The sequence below is a fragment of the Nocardia sp. NPDC127526 genome (assembly GCF_042672265.1).
Taxonomy (GTDB): Bacteria; Actinomycetota; Actinomycetes; order Mycobacteriales; family Mycobacteriaceae; genus Nocardia.
Genome location: NZ_JBHXVO010000002.1, coordinates 525,136 through 542,723, shown reverse-complemented (window position 1 = coordinate 542,723; position 17,588 = coordinate 525,136). Strand labels below are relative to the sequence as shown.

17 protein-coding genes and 1 pseudogene are annotated in these 17,588 nt (G+C 67.9%); 8 read left to right on the top strand and 10 right to left on the bottom strand.

Annotation, left to right across the window (positions count from 1 at the left end; all coding sequences use genetic code 11):
• Positions 1 to 36 precede the first annotated feature (36 nt).
• Positions 37 to 501: an Hsp20/alpha crystallin family protein gene (locus ACFVIV_RS05625; protein ID WP_379193585.1), complete on the top strand. Its 465-nt coding sequence runs from the start codon at positions 37 to 39 to the stop codon at positions 499 to 501.
• On the opposite strand, the gene ACFVIV_RS05620 is transcribed toward ACFVIV_RS05625, so the two are convergent.
• Positions 488 to 646: a hypothetical protein gene (locus ACFVIV_RS05620; protein ID WP_379193584.1), complete on the bottom strand. Its 159-nt coding sequence runs from the start codon at positions 644 to 646 to the stop codon at positions 488 to 490. The two genes, ACFVIV_RS05625 and ACFVIV_RS05620, sit on opposite strands and share 14 nt — an antisense overlap.
• A gap of 127 nt (positions 647 to 773) precedes the next feature.
• Here ACFVIV_RS05620 and ACFVIV_RS05615 point away from each other — a divergent pair, with 127 nt between their 5' ends.
• The 5 genes from ACFVIV_RS05615 (at position 774) to ACFVIV_RS05595 (ending at position 5,285) form a co-directional block, all read left to right on the top strand.
• Positions 774 to 1,304 (top strand): DUF4247 domain-containing protein, encoded by a 531-nt coding sequence (locus ACFVIV_RS05615; RefSeq protein ID WP_379193583.1) that lies wholly within the window; start codon positions 774 to 776, stop codon positions 1,302 to 1,304.
• A 24-nt stretch (positions 1,305 to 1,328) separates the two neighbouring features.
• Positions 1,329 to 1,757 (top strand): DUF350 domain-containing protein, encoded by a 429-nt coding sequence (locus ACFVIV_RS05610; protein WP_379193582.1) that lies wholly within the window; start codon positions 1,329 to 1,331, stop codon positions 1,755 to 1,757.
• Positions 1,757 to 3,307: a polyamine aminopropyltransferase gene (locus ACFVIV_RS05605; protein ID WP_379193581.1), complete on the top strand. Its 1,551-nt coding sequence runs from the start codon at positions 1,757 to 1,759 to the stop codon at positions 3,305 to 3,307. Before ACFVIV_RS05610 ends, ACFVIV_RS05605 begins: the two co-directional genes overlap by 1 nt.
• Before the next feature lie 119 nt (positions 3,308 to 3,426).
• On the top strand, positions 3,427 to 3,708 hold the full coding sequence (locus tag ACFVIV_RS05600) for a YggT family protein (protein ID WP_379193580.1): 282 nt from the start codon (positions 3,427 to 3,429) through the stop codon (positions 3,706 to 3,708).
• A 200-nt stretch (positions 3,709 to 3,908) separates the two neighbouring features.
• Entirely contained in the window at positions 3,909 to 5,285 is a 1,377-nt protein-coding gene (locus tag ACFVIV_RS05595) for a wax ester/triacylglycerol synthase domain-containing protein (RefSeq protein WP_379193579.1), read from the top strand.
• 223 nt (positions 5,286 to 5,508) lie between these two features.
• Here the strand turns inward: ACFVIV_RS05595 and ACFVIV_RS05590 are convergent.
• From ACFVIV_RS05590 to tkt, 8 genes and pseudogenes are all read right to left on the bottom strand, one after another.
• Positions 5,509 to 5,811: pseudogene (locus ACFVIV_RS05590) on the bottom strand (protein kinase); the annotation flags it as partial.
• A 170-nt stretch (positions 5,812 to 5,981) separates the two neighbouring features.
• Positions 5,982 to 7,127 carry an FG-GAP repeat domain-containing protein gene (locus ACFVIV_RS05585; RefSeq protein ID WP_379193578.1) on the bottom strand — a complete coding sequence of 382 codons (1,146 nt, stop codon included), beginning with the start codon at positions 7,125 to 7,127 and terminating at the stop codon, positions 5,982 to 5,984.
• 149 nt (positions 7,128 to 7,276) lie between these two features.
• Positions 7,277 to 8,071 carry a hypothetical protein gene (locus ACFVIV_RS05580; RefSeq protein WP_379193577.1) on the bottom strand — a complete coding sequence of 265 codons (795 nt, stop codon included), beginning with the start codon at positions 8,069 to 8,071 and terminating at the stop codon, positions 7,277 to 7,279.
• A gap of 87 nt (positions 8,072 to 8,158) precedes the next feature.
• The gene (gene pgl, locus ACFVIV_RS05575) at positions 8,159 to 8,896 is read right to left on the bottom strand and encodes a 6-phosphogluconolactonase (protein WP_379193576.1); all 738 of its coding nucleotides are present in this window, start codon (positions 8,894 to 8,896) and stop codon (positions 8,159 to 8,161) included.
• Positions 8,889 to 9,797: a glucose-6-phosphate dehydrogenase assembly protein OpcA gene (gene opcA, locus ACFVIV_RS05570; protein WP_379193575.1), complete on the bottom strand. Its 909-nt coding sequence runs from the start codon at positions 9,795 to 9,797 to the stop codon at positions 8,889 to 8,891. The genes pgl and opcA overlap by 8 nt, the downstream gene beginning before the upstream one ends.
• Positions 9,794 to 11,329, bottom strand: coding sequence for a glucose-6-phosphate dehydrogenase (zwf, locus tag ACFVIV_RS05565; protein WP_379193574.1), 1,536 nt, complete (start codon positions 11,327 to 11,329; stop codon positions 9,794 to 9,796). Before zwf ends, opcA begins: the two co-directional genes overlap by 4 nt.
• A gap of 32 nt (positions 11,330 to 11,361) precedes the next feature.
• Positions 11,362 to 12,492: a transaldolase gene (gene tal, locus ACFVIV_RS05560; RefSeq protein ID WP_379193573.1), complete on the bottom strand. Its 1,131-nt coding sequence runs from the start codon at positions 12,490 to 12,492 to the stop codon at positions 11,362 to 11,364.
• Between the two features lie 8 nt (positions 12,493 to 12,500).
• Positions 12,501 to 14,645: a transketolase gene (tkt, locus tag ACFVIV_RS05555; protein WP_379193572.1), complete on the bottom strand. Its 2,145-nt coding sequence runs from the start codon at positions 14,643 to 14,645 to the stop codon at positions 12,501 to 12,503.
• A gap of 439 nt (positions 14,646 to 15,084) precedes the next feature.
• On the opposite strand from tkt, the gene ACFVIV_RS05550 reads away from it, so the two are divergent.
• Complete coding sequence (locus ACFVIV_RS05550) at positions 15,085 to 16,077, top strand: heme o synthase (RefSeq protein ID WP_379193571.1); 993 nt, start codon at positions 15,085 to 15,087, stop codon at positions 16,075 to 16,077.
• Positions 16,078 to 16,089: 12 nt separating this feature from the next.
• Here ACFVIV_RS05550 and ACFVIV_RS05545 read toward each other — a convergent pair whose 3' ends face one another.
• Positions 16,090 to 16,599 (bottom strand): hypothetical protein, encoded by a 510-nt coding sequence (locus ACFVIV_RS05545; protein ID WP_379193570.1) that lies wholly within the window; start codon positions 16,597 to 16,599, stop codon positions 16,090 to 16,092.
• 161 nt (positions 16,600 to 16,760) lie between these two features.
• On the opposite strand from ACFVIV_RS05545, the gene ACFVIV_RS05540 reads away from it, so the two are divergent.
• Positions 16,761 to 17,588 (top strand): acyl-CoA dehydrogenase family protein, encoded by an 828-nt coding sequence (locus tag ACFVIV_RS05540; RefSeq protein WP_379193569.1) that lies wholly within the window; start codon positions 16,761 to 16,763, stop codon positions 17,586 to 17,588.

Below are 17,588 nucleotides of genomic sequence, written 5' to 3'. Positions count from 1 at the left end.
GGCGACCGACAGGAGATCCGAGAGAAGGAAGTCGCGATGTCTCTCCCCGTTCCACGCTCCCACTATCCGCAATCCGCCCCGGCGCGCTGGGATCCGTTCCGGGACTTCGACGATCTGTTCGGCCGCATGAGCCGATTCATGGACGAGATGTTCGGCCCCCGGGCCGAGATGTCCGGCCGCTGGGCGCCCTTGGCCGATCTCTCCGAGACCGACAATGCCTATGTGGTCGAAGTGGACCTTCCCGGCGTCGACAGAAAGGACATCACTATCGAGGTCTCCGGCCTCGAGCTCCGTGTGCACGGCGAGCTGAAGGAGACCGAACGCGAGGGTGTCTTCCGCCACCGCACCCGCCGCACCGGCGCCTTCGACTACCGCGTAACTCTCCCGCAGAACGTCGACCCCGACCGCATCGAAGCCAGGCTGCGTGAAGGCGTCCTCACCCTGCGCGCCCCGAAGTCGGACGCAACCAAACCGCGCCGCATAGAAATCAACGACGCGTAATCACCCCGGCTGCGGCGAGCGGCCGGATCGGCAGCCCCTTCGCAGAGATCGGCTCGCCGACAAGGAATTCCGACTCGGCGACAAGCTCCCCGAAGACCGGTCCCGCCGCAGCCATCACCCGGGACGACAACGCGACCTCGGCCATGGCATCCACCTCCGAACCCAGGCTACCGCCGCACCGGAATCGTGTCGGGGCGTCAGCTGTAGCGAACCGGTGGTAGGGACCGGCGAGTCTCCCGTATAGTGCGGCGCGGCGGGAGGAGTACAGCGCAGTGGTTTTCGTTTGGGTCGGTCTGCTCGTGGTGGCCGTGCTGGCGTTCGTCGGCATGGTGTTGCTGGGAGTTCGGCGGAAGCGGCAGGGGGCGGTCAAGGGGGTCGGGCGGTGCATCGCCGGGGCATTGGTGGCCTTGCTCGTGGGAGTGGGCGCCATTGCGGGGATGGTGAACTCGCTGGGGGACAAGGATGATCCGCGGCCCTATATCGAGAAGACGTACAAGCGGGCCGCCGAGCTGGACGACAAGCTCGGGGGCAAGGTGTACACGGCCACGCATGCGCCGGCGAAGGTGGAGAAGGACATCTCCAAGAAGGCGAATCCGGCTGCGGTGTACCGGGACAAGGACCTGACGTTCCTGCGGTATCCGGCCTGGCTGGTGGTGCTGAGCGCGCACGCGGGGGGAACGAAGATCGACGTGGACGGCTACGACAACGGGTACAAGAGGTATCGGGACCGGCTGGCCGGGTCGAACTGGCCGTCGACGTCGAGTGCGGCCAGCGGTAACGGCGGAAACAATTCGGGCAAGTAGCCCAACACTTTCTAGGAGATGGACATGCTTGCCGATCTGGCTCGCGACGGGGGAGCGGCGCTGGCCTACAGCGGCGTCGGGATCGTCTTGATGGCCTTGGGTTTCGTGCTGGTCGATGTGATCACGCCCGGAAACCTGCGGCATCAGATCTGGATCGACCGGAACCCGAATGCCGCGCTGCTGACCGCGTCCAACATGCTGGGCGTGGGAATCATTGTGGCGACCGCCATTTGGACCTCCGAGGGCAGCATCGGGCGGGCGCTGGCCGCCAGCGCCGTGTACGCCGTCATCGGATTGATCGCCATGGGCGTCGCCTTCGTGCTGCTGGATCTGCTCACTCCCGGGGAACTGGGGGAGATGCTGGTCGATCCCAATGGTCGCAACCCCGCGGTGTGGGTGTCGGCGGCGGTGCACATCGCGGTGGCGCTGGTCGTCTCCGCGGGCCTGTCGTAGTGCCGGAAGCGATTCCGCTACGGCGGCGGGCGGCCCGTCTCGGGCTGCTGCTGACCGTATTCGTCTGTGCTGCCTGCGGTCTGGTGTACGAGCTCGCGCTGGTCACCCTGGGCAGCTTCCTCATCGGCGATACCGCCGTGCAGGCGTCGATCGTGCTCAGCGTGATGATCTTCGCCATGGGCGTGGGGGCGCTGGCCGCGAAACCCTTGCAGCGCTGGGCGGCAGCGGCATTCGCGGCCGTGGAGCTGCTGCTGGCCTGCCTCGGCGGATTCTCGGTCATCGTGCTGTACGCGGCATTCGCCTGGCTGAAGATCTACACTGGCGCGCTGATCTTCGTCGCGCTGATTATCGGCGGCCTCGTGGGTGCGGAGATTCCACTGCTCATGGTGCTGCTGCAACGGATTCGGCAACAGGCCGCGAGCTCCGCGGTGGCCGATCTGTTCGCGGCCGACTACATCGGCGCCCTGCTCGGCGGTCTGGCCTTCCCGTTCCTGCTCCTCCCCGCGTTCGGCCAGATCCGCGGCGCGCTGGTGGTCGGAGCCGTGAACGCCATTGCGGGACTTGTCCTGGTATTCACCGTCTTCCGGCACGACCTGCGCCCCCTGGCGCGCGGTCTGCTCGGCGCGGCCGCCATCACCGTCGCGGCCGCCCTGGGCGCGAGCTACCTCTACGCCGACAAGTTCGAGGCCACCGCCGAACAGGCCCTGTTCGCGAATCCCATTGTGCACAGCGAGCAATCGCCGTATCAGCGCATTGTCATCACCGAGGCGGCCTCCCCGTTCCGCACCAAGGACACCCGCCTCTACCTCAATGGCGACCTGCAGTTCTCCTCCGTCGACGAGTACCGCTACCACGAGGCCCTCGTGCACCCCGCGCTGGCGCACAAACGCCGGAACGTGCTGGTACTCGGCGGCGGTGACGGCCTGGCCGTGCGCGAGATCCTCACCTACCCGGATGTCGAAACCGTCACCCTGGTCGAACTCGACCCGGCCATGACCCGCCTGGCCCGCACCTTCGACACCCTCACCGAACTCAACCGCAATGCCTTCGCCGATCCCCGCGTCACCGTCGTCCATGCCGACGCCTTCAGCTGGCTGCGCGACTGCGCCTGCCGCTTCGACGCCGCCATCGTCGACTTCCCGGACCCGGACCAGACCTCCATCGCCAAGCTGTACTCCAAGGAGTTCTACGGCCTGCTCGCCCGCGCCCTGGAACCCGGCGGCGCGGCCGTCATCCAATCCGGTTCACCGTTCTACGCGCCCAAATCCTTCTGGTGCATCGAGGCGACCGTGCGCGCCGCGGGCCTGGACACCACGCCCTACCACCTGAACGTCCCCAGCTTCGGCGACTGGGGCTTCATCCTCGCCACCCGCGACGCGCCCGCCCGCCTGGAGATCGCCCCGACCGCCCGGCCGCGCTCGCTCGACAATGCCGTGCTGACCGCCGCCACCGTCTTCCCGCCCGACCGCCGCGCCGGCCGCGCCGATGTCTCGACCCTGCTGCACCCGGTCATCCTCGACCACCTCCGCCAGGAGTGGTCCACCCGCTGACCGGCCGCCGCTTTTGATCTGAAAATCCCATGAGAAACGGACCGGCGTGGCACTTTCGAGTACGTCACGCACGTTGGTATGGGTAAGACCGACGGCGCAGCCACTGTGAAGGAGTCGCCATGAGTCTCATCGGAGACCTGCTCGGATTAATACTCGGTATCTTCCTTCTACTGCTGATCGCGCGGCTGATCCTGGACTGGATCGTGACCCTGTCCACCGGCACCCCCGCCCCCTGGGCGCTCAAGGCCCGCGATTTCACCCACCGCTGCACCGAACCCGTCATCGCACCGGTGCGCGGGGTGCTCAAGCCGATCCGGCTGGGCGATATCCAGATCGACCTGGCGTTCACGGTGGTGTTCATCGTGGTGCTGGTGCTGCGCGCCTTCGTCTCCAGCTGGTAGCGCGGGACCGGGATCCAGGGTCTCCCGCAAGGACTTTCGCCCCTGCTGTGCGTCCGTGAGCGGGCGCACAGTGAAGGGAAACGATACGGCGGCCGTCCGGCCGCACGTATCGATCGCGAAAGTAGAAGGCCATGGGTTCGCGTGAATCCCATATGACGCAATCGGACCTGTTCACCTGGAGCATGGAATAGGATCCGGCCTTGCGCTCGACCATTGTCTCCGTCCTAGTACTGGATCGGTCGCCGGACTGGAATCGCCTGGTGCGCATGATCGACCGGGGCACCCGCGCCGTGCCGCGATTCCGGCACCGGCTGACCGCCGTGCCGTTCGGGCTGGCGCCGCCGCGCTGGGTCCCCGATCGCGAATTCGATGTGCGATGGCATCTGCGCCGCATCGCACTGCCGCCGCCGGGCGAGTTCGCCGCCGTGCTGGAATTCGCGCGCGTCGAGGCGATGACCGCCTTCGACCCGGCCCGGCCGCTGTGGCAGTTCACTCTGCTCGAGGGCCTGGCCCAGGGGCGGACCGCACTGGTCTTCAAGGTGCACCACAGCCTGACCGACGGCATCGGCGGCATCCGGATCGCCGGGGAAATGCTCGATCTCGTTCGCGCCGGCACCGCACGCGAACCGGTCCCGGAACCGGAAGCCGATGGCGCGGGAGTGCTCGGCGATATCGTGTCCTGGAACTCGGCGCTGGCGGTCGATCTCATGCGCGGCGGGGTCGCCGCGGTGCTGCCCGTTCTCGGCCGGGTCGCCACCGATCCCGCGCGAGCGGTGCGCGACGGCCTCGCCCTGGGAGGTTCGCTGTTGCGCCTGGTGCGGCCCATTACCCGCACGCTGTCCCCGCTGATGACCGGGCGCGGTCTCGGGCGGGCCATGGCGGTGCTCGAGGTGCCGCTCGACGACTTGCGAACGGGTGCGCACCGAGCCGGATGCACCACGAACGACGCCTTTCTCGCCGCGGTGTTGCTCGGCATCCGCGCCTACCATGATCGGCACGGGGCGCACCTGCCCGGGCTGCGCGTGGCCATGCCCATCAGCCTGCGCAAGGACGGGGATCCGCTCGGCGGCAACCGCATCACGCTGGCCCGCTTCGAAGTGCCGCTCGGCGACACCGGCCCGGTCGCGCTCGAACGCGAACTCGACGCCATAGTCCGCACGTGGCGGCAGGAACCTGCCGTCCCGCTGTCGAATGCCGTTGCCGCCGCCTTCAACCGGCTGCCGACCGGCCTCCTCACCGACATGTTCAAACACGTCGACCTCGTAGCCTCCGATGTGCCCGGATCCCCGGTGCCGCTCTATGTGGCGGGCGCCGAGATCGAACGCATCTACGCCTTCGGACCCACCACGGGCACATCGCTGAACGTGACGCTGGTATCGCACGCGGGCATGTGCTGCGTGGGAATCAATGCGGACACGTCGGCGGTACCCGACCTCCCGAACCTCACCGACTGCATCGCCGCCGGATTCCGGACGATCGTGCGCCTCGGCGACACCGAACCCGACGCCGCACCCGACCGGCCGCGCGTACATCCGGCCCGGCGAGCCGATCGCCGCATCCCCTCGGGCGAACGGTGAAATGGCCCCAGTTCGCCGGAGATGGGTTAGCGTGGATGGGCATTCGTAAAAGGGGTGGGGCCCATGGCGTTCGGCCGAGCAATCGATGTGGGAATCGTCGGCGCGATCAACAGCGTTCTGTGGGTTTTGATCGTCCTGCGCCTGGGTCGCAGCGGGCACTCGCTGAGATCGGACGCGACATCCGAGGTTCTCGCGTAGTCGCGCAATGCCGAATTCGGGCGAGCGGATCCACCGTCGCCGCGTCCACTCCGTCCACGTACTGCATGGAGATCCACAGCCGATCCCCTTCGACGCCCCGGTCGTATATCGCCACCACATTCGGATGATCCAGCCGCGCAACGAGATCCGCTTCCCGCTCGAATCGTGCCCGCACCTCGGCATCGCCGAACATGTCCGGGTTCAGCAGCTTCAATGCCGTTTTGCGCGGCAGTCGCGGATGCTGAGCCAGATACACCGACCCCATCCCGCCCCGCCCCAGTCTCCGCTCGATGGTGTATCCGGCGAAGACCTCACCCGTCTCGAGCACGCCCGACCTCTCCTATGCCCCACCCGCACCCGGCCCGCCGAGGTGCGATCCGCTCGGTTGCCGAACAGTAGTCCATCCGAGTGGACTGCTGTCCCACGACTTTCGCGCGCGGGGAGATCGACCGTGATCGAGTGGAGGCCGGACCGCCATTGCGGCCCGGCCGCACCGGATCAGGAGATGTTCTTCAGGAACGACACCGCATTGGCGGCGCCCGCGACCACGATGTCGAGCTTGCCGTCACGGTCGAAATCGGCGATCACCGGCGTCTGCGGCTGCGAGGTGACCGCGTGATCGCCGGTCTTGGCGACGGTGCCGTCACCATTGCCGGTGAAGATGACCATCTTCGAGTCGAGCACCGCGGACATGGCGGCATCGAGCTTGCCGTCACGGTTGAAGTCCCCGACCGCGATGCTGGTGGGGCCCAGGCCGGAGAGCGTGATGCGGTGGGTGTCGCGGAAGTCGCCCGCGCCGTCGGAGATCAGCACCGTGGTGCTGAAGGAGAACGAGTCGGCGGTGATCACATCGTCGATGCCGTCACCGTCGAAGTCTCCGGCGCGGACATCCTCGGTGATCAGCCCGCTGGTGCTGCCGCCGGTGCGCGTGAAACTGCCGTCGCCATTGCCGGTGAACACCTCCACCTGCTGCAACAGATCATTGTTGATCGCGATGTCGATGCTGTTGTCGGCGTTGAACTTCCCGACCGTGAACGCCGCCGCCGGCCCGGCGATGATCGCCGTCGCCCCGCCGTTCAACGTGCCGTCGCCCTTGCCGAGCCAGGTCTTCACCCCGGTCGGGACCAGGCTCAGCACATCGGCCTTGCCGTCCCCATTGGCATCGGCCACGATCACCTCCTGCTGCGCCCCCTCCAGCGTCGTGTACTTCTGCCCGGCCTTGAACGTCCCGTCCCCGTTATTGAGGAACACCGCGATCGACGTCCACGCCTGCGCCACCACATCGGTGCGCCCGTCGCCATTGAGATCCCCGGCCCCCACCGCGCCGTACCCATTGCCGGCCGATCCCACCCGCGTCCCGGCCGCGAACGTCCCGTCCCCCTTGCCCGCCATCATGATCGGCCCGTCCCCGCCGAAATCGGCCGCGACCACATCGGTGATCCCGTCCCCGGTGAAGTCCGCCCCTACCGTCCCGATCGGCGAGGGCCCCGGCCCCCACGACGGAAACGAGCCTCCCGAAGGCGAATCCACCTTCGGCGCGAAATCGATGCTCCCCGCAGCCGAGGCCGTCCCCGGCAGTGCGAGCACGACCGCCGAGGCGGCAGCGGTGAGGGTGAAGAAGGTGCGGAAAATGCGACTTTGCATAGGTGTTCCTGAGTCCGAGTAACTCCACCATCCGGTGGTGGCCACGGACTCTATGGCACCGGTATTCGGGACAGGTTCGCGTTCAACGCAATTCGGCCGATTGCCGGACTACTCACCCTTCCGCTCGTGCACTGTGCACCGAGACCACGTCAGAAGTTGGCATTGAGATAGTCGGCCGCATGGGTCGTCCACAGCACCCCGGTGCCCGGCATGTGGTGCCCGGAGTACCGCACGTGCTGCCCATCGGGCCACGGGGTGAGGTACCCGAGCAGCCCACGCAATGCGGCGGCATAGCGATCGATATTGGCGATCGGGTCCTCGAGCAGGAATTCCAGCAGTTCGGCATGGAGCACCTGGGTGAGATCGCCGATCCGGGCGCCCTCCACCAGCGAGAACGGCGAGATACCGGCATCCAGGACGCGCAGCGGCGAATTGGCGGGGGAGGAGGTGACGATGTCATCCGGATTCGCGTACTCGCGAACCTCCACCTCCAACGGCCACGCGCCGCGAATGCCGTGCAGGCCGAACGTGTTCGTGGGACAGAGATCCCCCACGGATTCACCCGGGCGTCGCATGGGATTGGCGATATTCACCACGAAGGCGATCTCCAGCGGAGAGCCGTCGACATTGGTGAATTCCCCCGTGACCACCCCTTCGAGAATCTTGCTCGCGACGATCCCGCCCAGCGAATAACTCAGCAGCCCACAAATACTGGGCGAATCCTGAATCGCCTTCACTCCCGCCGCGATCCCCAACCGCACCGAGGTCTCGAGCGACGGCCCCCACACATCCGGCGTGGGCCCCACCGAGGCGGGCCAATCCGGTTCGAAACAGCTGAACTTTTCGGTATCCAGCAGCTTGGTGACATCGGCGAGCATTCCGGCCGGTGTGCCGTTGGCATTGCGCGTCTCTCCGGTCCCGCGCAAGGTGATGACATCGATCATGATTGCTTCCCCTCCCGTGCCGCCTTTACGGCACGCGAGGGTCAGCGTAAGACTGGACCGGGCGAAATGCGCGAGTAGCGAACTACTCTACCGACGCGGGAGGTCGGTAGCGGCGGCCTCGTCGAGCAACCAGGTGGTGGACTCGCTGCCGATGGCGCCCGCGGCCGGGATGTCCAGCGGGGACGCCCCGTTGAGCGCCGCCGCGACCGCCGCGGCCTTGGCCTCGCCGGAGACGATGAGCAGCACGTGGCGGGACCGGCGGACGGCCGGGAGGGTCAGCGTGATGCGCACAGCGGGCGGCTTGGGCGAATGCGTCTCGGCCACGACGAGTTCGTGCGCCTCGCGGGTCGCATCGGTGTGCGGGAACAGCGAATTGATGTGGCCCTCACCGCCCATGCCGAGCAGGTGCAGGTCGAAGGCGCCGTACTCGTTCAGGTGGGCGTGCACGGCCGCCGAGTACTCGCCGGCGGCCTCCAGGGGGTCCGGGTAGTCGCCGCTGGAGGTTTCGGTGGGGTGCACGCGGGCCGGGTCCACCGGGACGTGGTCGAGCAGGGCCGCGCGGGCCTGCACCTCATTGCGTTCCGGGTCGCCCACGGGCAGGAAACGCTCATCGCCCCAGAAGATGTCGAGCTTGGACCAGTCGATGTCGCCGGGGGCCTCGCGCACCCATTCCAGCAGCTTGATGCCGGTGCCGCCGCCGGTGAGCACGACCGAGGCCGTGCCGCGCAGGCGCTGCGCCTCCACCACCTCGGCGACGAAGCGGGCCGCGGCGGCGCGCACCAGTTCGTCGGTGGTGGCGAAGGTTTCGACGGCGGGCTTACTCATAGGTCACCCTTTCGATTCCGGTGAGGGCCTCGGCGTAGATGTCGTCGGCGTCGAGGTGACGCAGCTCCTCGGCCAGGCAATCCCGGGTTTCGCGGCGGGCCAGCGCGAAACGCTGGTCGGGTTCGCCGGTGCGGGTCAGGGTCGCGGTGCGGCCGTGCTGCGGGCGGGCGATGGAGATGCTGACCGACGGGCGGCGCAACTCCACCTTCAGCTCACCGGTGCGGCGGATCACGGGGCAGGACAGGCGGGCGGCCAGCCAGCCGGCCAGCATGTCCAGGGCGGGCTCGTCGCGCAGACCCGAAACCGTCACGGATTCAACGGCTTCGAAGGGCGCCTCGTCCAGTGCGGATGCCAGCAGCGCCCGCCAGTAGGTGACGCGGCTCCACGCGAGATCGGTATCGCCGGGTGCGTACGAGCCGCGGCGCTTCTTGATGGTGTCCTGCGGATCCGGTGCGAAGGTGGCGTCGGTAATGCGGCGGGTCGCCAAGCGCCCCACCGAATCCTTGGACGGGAACTCCGGTGCGCCCCGCGGCCACCACGCCACCACGGGGGTGTCGGGCAGCAGGAACGGGATGACCACGCTGCTCTCGTGGCTGACCAGATCGCCTTGCAGCCGAAGCACTATCACCTCGGCCGCGCCCGCATCCCCGCCCACGCGGATCTGGGCGTCCAGCCGGGTGTCGGCTTTGCGGTCACCACGGGCCAGCACTATCACCCGGCAGGGATGCTCCCGGCTGGCGTCATTGGCGGCGTCGATGGCGTCCTCGGCCTCGGAGCTGTCCAGGGTGCACACCACCAGGGTGAGCACCCGGCCCATGGTGATCACGCCATTGGCCTCACGCAGCTGGACGAGGCGCTTGGATACCTCGCGGGTATCGGTATCGGGCATATCGATGATCACGGCCGCCGCCATTCCCGCCCGCTGCGCGCGAGCATCTTGTCGGCGGATTCCGGGCCCCAGGTGCCCGCCTCGTACGCCTCCGGCCGGCCATTGGCCGCCCAGTGCTCGAGGACGGGATCGAGGATGCGCCAGGACAATTCGACCTCCTCGTTGACCGGGAACAGCGACGGCACGCCCAGCAGCACATCCAGGATGAGCCGCTCGTAGGCCTCGGGGGAGTCCTCGGTGAAGGCCTCGCCGTAGCTGAAATCCATATTGACGTCGCGCACTTCCATGCTGGATCCGGGCACCTTGGACCCGAATCGCATGGTGATGCCCTCATCCGGCTGCACCCGGATGACGAGGGCGTTCTGCCCGAGCTCCTCGGTCATGGTCTGGTCGAACGGCAGATGCGGGGCGCGCTTGAACACGACCGCGATCTCGGTGACCCTGCGCCCCAGCCGTTTTCCGGTGCGCAGATAGAACGGCACGCCCGCCCAGCGCCGCGTCTCCACCGCGAGGGTGATGGCGGCGTAGGTCTCGGTCTTGGAGTTCGGGTCGAACCCGTCCTCCTGCAACAGCCCCACCACGGGCTCGCTGCCCTGCCACCCGGAGGTGTACTGCCCGCGCGCGGTCGTCTCATCAAGGGGCGCGGCCAGTTTGGTGGCCGAGAGCACCTTGATCTTCTCGATCTGCAATTGCTTGGGCTGGAAGCTGACCGGCTCCTCCATGGCCGTGAGCGCCAGCAGCTGCAGCAGATGGTTCTGGATCACATCGCGGGCCGCGCCGATGCCGTCGTAATAGCCTGCGCGCCCGCCCAATCCGATGTCCTCGGCCATGGTGATCTGCACATGGTCGACATAGTTGGCATTCCAGATCGGATCGAACAACTGGTTCGCGAAGCGCAGCGCCAGAATGTTCTGCACCGTCTCCTTGCCCAGATAGTGGTCGATGCGGAACACCGACTGCTCCGGGAACACCCCGTTCACCAGGGCATTGAGCTGGATCGCGCTCTCCAGGTCGTGACCGAACGGCTTCTCGATCACCACCCGCCGCCACGGCAGCGGATGTCCGGGCGCGGACGCCGCCGCCGCGGCCAGCCCGTTCTTGGACAGCTGCTCCAGCACCACCGGGAACTCATCCGGCGGAATCGACAGGTAGAAGGCGTAATTCCCGCCCGTCCCGCGATCGCGATCCAGATCCTTGAGGGTGGTGGCCAGCCGGTGGAAGGCGCCGTCGTTCTCGAAAGTGCCTTGAACGAACCGCAATCCCTCCTTCAGCTGCTGCCACACCTCTTCCCGGAAGGGGGTGCGCGCCGAGGCGCTGATCGATTCGTGGACGAGTTGGGCGAACTCGTCCTCGCTCATATCGCGGCGCGCGAACCCGACCAGGGCGAAACCGGGGGGAAGCAGCCCCCGGTTCGCCAGGTCGTAGATGGCCGGCAGCAGTTTGCGCCGCGACAGGTCACCGGTCACCCCGAATATCACCATGCTGCACGGTCCAGCGATATGGGGAACCCGGCTGTCGCGCCCATCGCGGAGCGGATTCCCCATCGTGACCGTCGTCGCCGCGCCGGAAGCCACCGTCAGTTGCTCCCCGCCGCCTGCAGCTGCTCGGTAGTGGCGACGAGCAGTTCCTCCCAGGACTTCACGAACTTGTCGACGCCCTCGGTCTCCAGCACGCCGAACACATCGTCGAGATCGATGCCGGCCGCGGTCAGCGCGTCGAAGACCTGCTGCGCCTCGGCGGCGGTGCCGGAAATGGTGTCACCGGTGATCTCGGCGTGGTCGGCGACGGCCTCGAGGGTCTTCTCCGGCAATGTGTTCACCGTATTGGGCGCCACCAGCTCGGTGACGTACATGACGTCGGAGTACTCCGGGTTCTTCACACCGGTGGAAGCCCACAGCGGGCGCTGTTTGTTCCCGCCCGCCGAGGACAGCCGCGCGTACACATTGGTGTGCTTGCCGCCGTCGAACACATCCTGGTAGGCGGCATAGGCCAAGCGCGCGTTGGCGATTCCGGCCTTGCCGCGCAGCGCCAGCGCCTCCGGGGTGCCGATGGCCTCCAGCCGCTTGTCGATCTCGGTGTCCACGCGGGAGACGAAGAACGAAGCGACGGAATGGATCTTGGCCAGATCGTGCCCGGCGGTCTTGGCGTTGGTGAGCCCGTCCAGGTACGCGCCCATGACCGCGATGTAGCGCTGCACCGAGAAGATCAGCGTCACGTTCACGCTGATGCCCTCGGAGATGACCCGCGTGATGGCCGGCAGCCCGGCCTCGGTGGCGGGAATCTTGATGAACAGGTTGGGCCGGTCCACGATCTTCCACAGCTCGACCGCCTGGGCGACCGTGCCGTCCTCGTCGAAGGCCAGGCGCGGATCCACCTCGATGGACACACGGCCGTCGACGCCGCCGGTCTCGGTGAAGACCTCGGCCAGCACGTCACACGCGGCGCGCACGTCATCGGTGGTGATGGTGCGCACGGCCGAATCCACATCGGCGCCACGGGCGGCGAGCTCACGCACCTGCTCGTCGTAGTCGTGGCCATTGGCGAGCGCGCCCTGGAAAATGGTCGGGTTGGTGGTGACGCCGACGACATTGCGGGTGTCGATCAGGCCCTGCAGATTGCCGGACTTGATGCGACCGCGCGACAGATCGTCGAGCCACACCGAGACACCGGCGGCCGACAGTGCCGCGGTATTGGTGTTCTGAGTCATTGGTTTGCTTATCCCTTCACCTTGGCGAGAGAGCGGGTAGCAGCGTCGGCCACGGCCTCGGCGGTAATGCCGAACTCGCGGAACAGGGTCTTGTAGTCCGCCGAGGCGCCGAAGTGCTCGATGGACACGTTCTCGCCGTTGTCACCGGTGAACCGGTGCCACGGCATGGCGATCCCGGCCTCGACCGTGACGCGCGCCTTGACCGACGGCGGCAGCACCTGGTCGCGGTAGGCCTGATCCTGCGCGTCGAACCACTCCACGCACGGCATGGACACCACGCGGGCGCCGATGCCCTGTGCCTCGAGGGTAGCGCGGGCCTCGACCGCGAGGTGCAGCTCCGAACCGGTGCCGATGAGGATCACCTGCGGTGTGGCGGTGGAGGATTCGGCCAGGATGTAGCCGCCCTTGCGGACGCCCTCGTAGGAGGTGCCCGCGAGGACCGGAATGTCCTGACGGGTCAGCGCCAGCGCGGACGGGCCGTCCTGGTGCGGCGGCTCGGAGACCAGGAAGTGCGAATGCCGCTCGGCGGAATCGCGTTCCAGGATGGTGCGCCAGGCGTAGGTGACCTCGTTGGCGTCGCCCGGGCGGACCACGTTCAGGCCCGGGATGGCGCGCAGCGCGGCCAGGTGCTCGATCGGCTGGTGGGTCGGGCCGTCCTCGCCGAGGCCGATGGAGTCGTGGGTCCACACGTAGACGACCGGGGTGCGCATGAGCGCGCCCAGGCGCACGGCGGGCCGCATGTAGTCGGAGAACACCAGGAAGGTGCCGCCGTACGGACGGGTCGGTCCGTGCAGTGCGATGCCGTTCAGGATCGAGCCCATGGCGTGCTCACGCACACCGAAGTGCAGGGTGCGGCCGTACGGGTCGGCCTTCCACATGCCGGTCGAGATGGACTCCGGGCCGAAGGACGGCACGTTCGGCATGGTGGTGTTGTTGGACTCCGCGAGGTCGGCCGAACCGCCCCACAGCTCCGGCAGCACCGGGGCCAGGGCGGCCAGGACCTTGCCGGACGCCTTGCGGGTGGAGGTGCCCTTGGCGTCGACCTCGTGGGTCGGCAGCGCATCGGCCCAGCCCGCGGGCAGGGCGCGCTCCTGCAGGCGATCGAACAGCGCCTTGTTCTCCGGGTTGGCCGCGGCCCACGCGTCGAACCGATCCTGCCAGGCGGCGCGGGCGGCCTTGCCGCGATCGGCGGCCAGATTGCGCGAGTGCGCGATGACCGCGTCCTCGACCGCGAAGCTCTTCTCGGGATCGAAGCCGAGGATCTTCTTGGTGGCCGCGACCTCGTCCCCGCCCAGGGCCGCGCCGTGCGCCGCGCCGGTGTTCATCTTGTTCGGGGCCGGGTAGCCGATGATGGTTCGCAGCACGATGATCGACGGCTTGTCGGTCACGGCCTGGGCCTCCGCGATGGCCTGCTCGATGCCGACGACGTTCTCGCCGCCCTCGACGACCTGCACGTGCCAGCCGTAGGCGCGGTAGCGCGCGGCGGTGTCCTCGGTGAGGGCGATGGTGGTGTCGTCCTCGATGGAGATCTTGTTGTCGTCGTAGAAGACGATCAGATTGCCCAGCTGCTGGGTGCCCGCCAGCGAGGACGCCTCGGAGGTGACGCCCTCTTCGATATCGCCGTCGGAGGCGATGACGTAGATGAAGTGGTCGAACGCGCTCTGCCCCTGCGCCGCTTCCGGATCGAACAGGCCGCGTTCCCGCCGCGACGCCATCGACATGCCGACCGCCGAGGCCAGGCCCTGGCCCAGCGGGCCGGTGGTGATCTCGACGCCCGCGGTGTGCCGGTACTCCGGGTGGCCCGGGGTCAGCGAACCCCACTTGCGCAGATTGACCAGATCGTCGAGCTCGAGGCCCATGCCCGACAGGTACAGCTGCACATACAGGGTCAGGCTGGAGTGACCGCAGGACAGCACGAACCGGTCGCGGCCCACCCACTCCGGATCGGTCGGATCGAAGCGCATGACGCGGTGAAACAGCGTGTACGCCAACGGCGCCAGGCTCATCGCGGTGCCAGGATGGCCGTTGCCCGCGTTCTGCACCGCGTCGGCGGCGAGGACACGGGCCGTGTCGACGGCTCTGGTGTCCAATTCGGTCCAGTCGGTGGGATGGTTCGGCTGAGTGAGCGCGCGGATGTCGTCTGTGACTGACACGACCGAGGTTCTCCTGACCTTCTCGTCAACGATGCGGTTGTGGGCGGCGGGTGTTCGCTGCGGGGTGATGGTCGGTACGACGGCAATCGAACAGAAACGACGACGACGCACCGATGTACCCACCACCCTAGAGGTGGGCGATTCGCGGCCGTACAAGAACCCGCTTTCACCGGCCGCCGTGTCGTATGTTCGTGTCCGCGCGCGGACCTGTCCGTGACCCGGGACGAGCGGATCGCGAAGGTGTGTCCCGGCTCTCCCGAAGCCGATTCGCCGCTGCCGTGCAACGGACGCGCGGGCACGCAAGGGGTGGACCTGGACGAGAGCACGGTCGGCGGGGGTCTACCATTCTCTGTAGTAGTAGCCGCGCCGTCACCGGGCTGTGTCTAGCGGGCTGCTGGTTCAGACCGGATCAAAGATGCACGGCGTGCGAGGAGAAACAGTGCGGATTGGGCAACAGCCGGGTGGCGCTCACGGCTCCTCCGGGACGGTGCTGGCCGACCGCGTCACGGGCAGCGGACCGCTGTCGGTGGCGACCCGCCGAGTCCTCGCCTACATCGCGCTCACCAAGCCGCGCGTCATCGAGCTGCTGCTGGTGGCAACGATTCCCACCATGCTGCTGGCCGACCGCGGCACTGTGGACATCCGCCTCATCCTCGCCACCTTGTTCGGCGGCTGGATGGGCGCGGCCAGCGCCAACACCTTGAACTGTGTCGCCGACGCCGACATCGACAAGGTCATGAAGCGCACCTCCAAGCGCCCGCTGGCCCGCGAGGCCGTCCCCACCCGCAATGCCGCGGTCTTCGGCATCACCCTCGGCCTGGCCTCCTTCGCCTGGCTGTGGTGGCAGGCCAACCTGCTCAGCGGCGTGCTGGTGGTGGCGACGATTCTGTTCTACGTCTTCGTCTACACCCTCGGCCTCAAGCGCCGCACCTCCCAGAACGTGGTCTGGGGCGGCGCCGCGGGCTGTATGCCCGCCCTGGTCGGCTGGTCCGCCGCCACCGGCAGCATCGGCTGGCCCGCCCTCGTGCTGTTCCTGGTCATCTTCTTCTGGACGCCGCCGCACACCTGGGCGCTGGCCATGCGCTACAAGGAGGACTACAAGGCGGCGGGCGTGCCCATGCTGCCCGTGGTCGCCACCGAGCAGACGGTCACCAAGCAGATCGTCATCTACACCTGGCTGACCGTGCTGGCCACCTTCGCCCTGGTCCCCGCCTCCGGCGTCATCTACGCCGCAACGGCTCTGGCGGCCGGCGCCTGGTTCCTGCTGATGGCGCATCAGCTGTATTCCGGTGTGCGCCGCGGTGAATCGGTGAAGCCGCTGCGACTGTTCCTGCAGTCCAACAACTATCTCGCCGTGGTCTTCTGCGGTCTGGCCGTCGATTCGGTCCTGGGCTGGAACACCATCGGCAACACCCTCTTCGGCTGGGCCTGACCTCGGATCCGCTCAACCCGCTTCGCCGGGAGCGGGTTCCGGCTCGAGCAGCTGTTCGATCAATGTGGCGGCCAGCCATTGGTCGTACTGCTCACCGCTCCACCCCAGTTGCGTCACGAGCATGCTGTACACGGTCGTGTGATTCAGCGTGTACAGCAGATCGGTCGCGGTCTCCTCGGTAAGTCCTTGGCGCAGACGGCCTTTGCGCTGCAGCGCGCGAATCGTGTGGCGCTGGTTCTCGCGGAACTCCTCCTGCATCGTCGCCCACAGCGCATCGATTTCGGGGTCCGAGGCCGCGGCCGCCCGGATGACCTCGACCAGCGGCGCGATCCTGCCTTTGACCGCGCGTGAATAGACGGCTTGCAACCGCAGATGCTCCCGAGCGTCCGGTGCCGCCAGGATCTCCTGGAACCACTCCTGCTCCGTGACCGGCCGCGGGTCCGGCCCGCTCTTGACGGCCCGATCCCACGCCGCCATCAGCAGCGACCGCTTGGTGCCGTACGCCAGCTTGACCGTCGGCACCGCCACCGCCATCGGAACTGGGCGGCCTGGCAACCCCACTACCCCTGACCGTCTCCATCATCGAGCGCCTCTCCGCCGCCGACGGCTCCACCGGCTGGTGCACCGCCGTCGCCAACGCCGGCGCCTCCCTCCTCTCCGGCGTCGAGGAATCCGAAGCCCGGGTGATCGCCGCCGACCCCGAAAACCTCCTGATCGCAGGCGGTTTCCCACCCCTCGGCCGCGCCCGCCAACAAGGCGACACCTACGAACTGTCCGGCCAATGGCCCTTCGCCAGCGGCTGCGCCTCGGCCACCTGGTTCCTCGGCGGCATCCTGCTCACCCCCGACGACGGCACACCCCCCACCGCCCGCGTCGCCTTCTTCCCCGCCCACCAAGCCCGCATCATCCGAAACTGGAACGTCATCGGCCTGCGAGCCACCGGCAGCCACGACGTATCGGCCGAAAACATCACCGTCCCCACCGGTCGCTCCACGACGCTCTTCGGCGCCCCTCGCTGGTCCGACGACCCGCTCGCGGCGATCCCGTTCTTCTCCCTCGGCTCCATGCTCGCCGCCGTCCCCCTCGGCCTGGCCCAGCGAGCCCTCGACGAACTGGCCCTGCTGGCCGCCACCAAAATCCCCTTCGGTCAACAACACCCACTGGCCCACGACCCGGTCTTCCAGGACCGCATGGGAACAATGCTGGCCCGCCTCGGCGCGACCCGCGCCTACCTCCTCGACCGCACCGACAACCTGTGGCAGCACGCCCTCACCGGCTTCGTGCCACCCGACGTGCAGGCCACAACCTCCCTGGCAGTGACCGAAACAGTCGACGCGGCACTCGAAATCGTGAACTTCGCCCACCGCTGCGGCGGCACCGCCACCATCCGCACCCCCCACACCCTCACCCGCTGCCTCCACGACGTCTTCGCCGCCGGCCGCCACGCCGCCTTCCGCCCCTCCGCCCGCCGCGCCGCAGCCCGCGCGTTCCTGGGGCTCCCGCCCGAATAG

Bases quoted from the DNA above. Each gene is read 5' to 3' on its own strand.
- ACFVIV_RS05625 (WP_379193585.1), top strand. From the start codon at position 37: ATGTCTCTCCCCGTTCCACGCTCCCACTATCCGCAATCCGCCCCGGCG.
- ACFVIV_RS05620 (WP_379193584.1), bottom strand. From the start codon at position 646: ATGGCCGAGGTCGCGTTGTCGTCCCGGGTGATGGCTGCGGCGGGACCG.
- ACFVIV_RS05610 (WP_379193582.1), top strand. From the start codon at position 1,329: ATGCTTGCCGATCTGGCTCGCGACGGGGGAGCGGCGCTGGCCTACAGC.
- ACFVIV_RS05600 (WP_379193580.1), top strand. From the start codon at position 3,427: ATGAGTCTCATCGGAGACCTGCTCGGATTAATACTCGGTATCTTCCTT.
- ACFVIV_RS05585 (WP_379193578.1), bottom strand. From the start codon at position 7,127: ATGCAAAGTCGCATTTTCCGCACCTTCTTCACCCTCACCGCTGCCGCC.
- ACFVIV_RS05580 (WP_379193577.1), bottom strand. From the start codon at position 8,071: ATGATCGATGTCATCACCTTGCGCGGGACCGGAGAGACGCGCAATGCC.
- pgl (WP_379193576.1), bottom strand. From the start codon at position 8,896: ATGAGTAAGCCCGCCGTCGAAACCTTCGCCACCACCGACGAACTGGTG.
- zwf (WP_379193574.1), bottom strand. From the start codon at position 11,329: ATGGGGAATCCGCTCCGCGATGGGCGCGACAGCCGGGTTCCCCATATC.
- tal (WP_379193573.1), bottom strand. From the start codon at position 12,492: ATGACTCAGAACACCAATACCGCGGCACTGTCGGCCGCCGGTGTCTCG.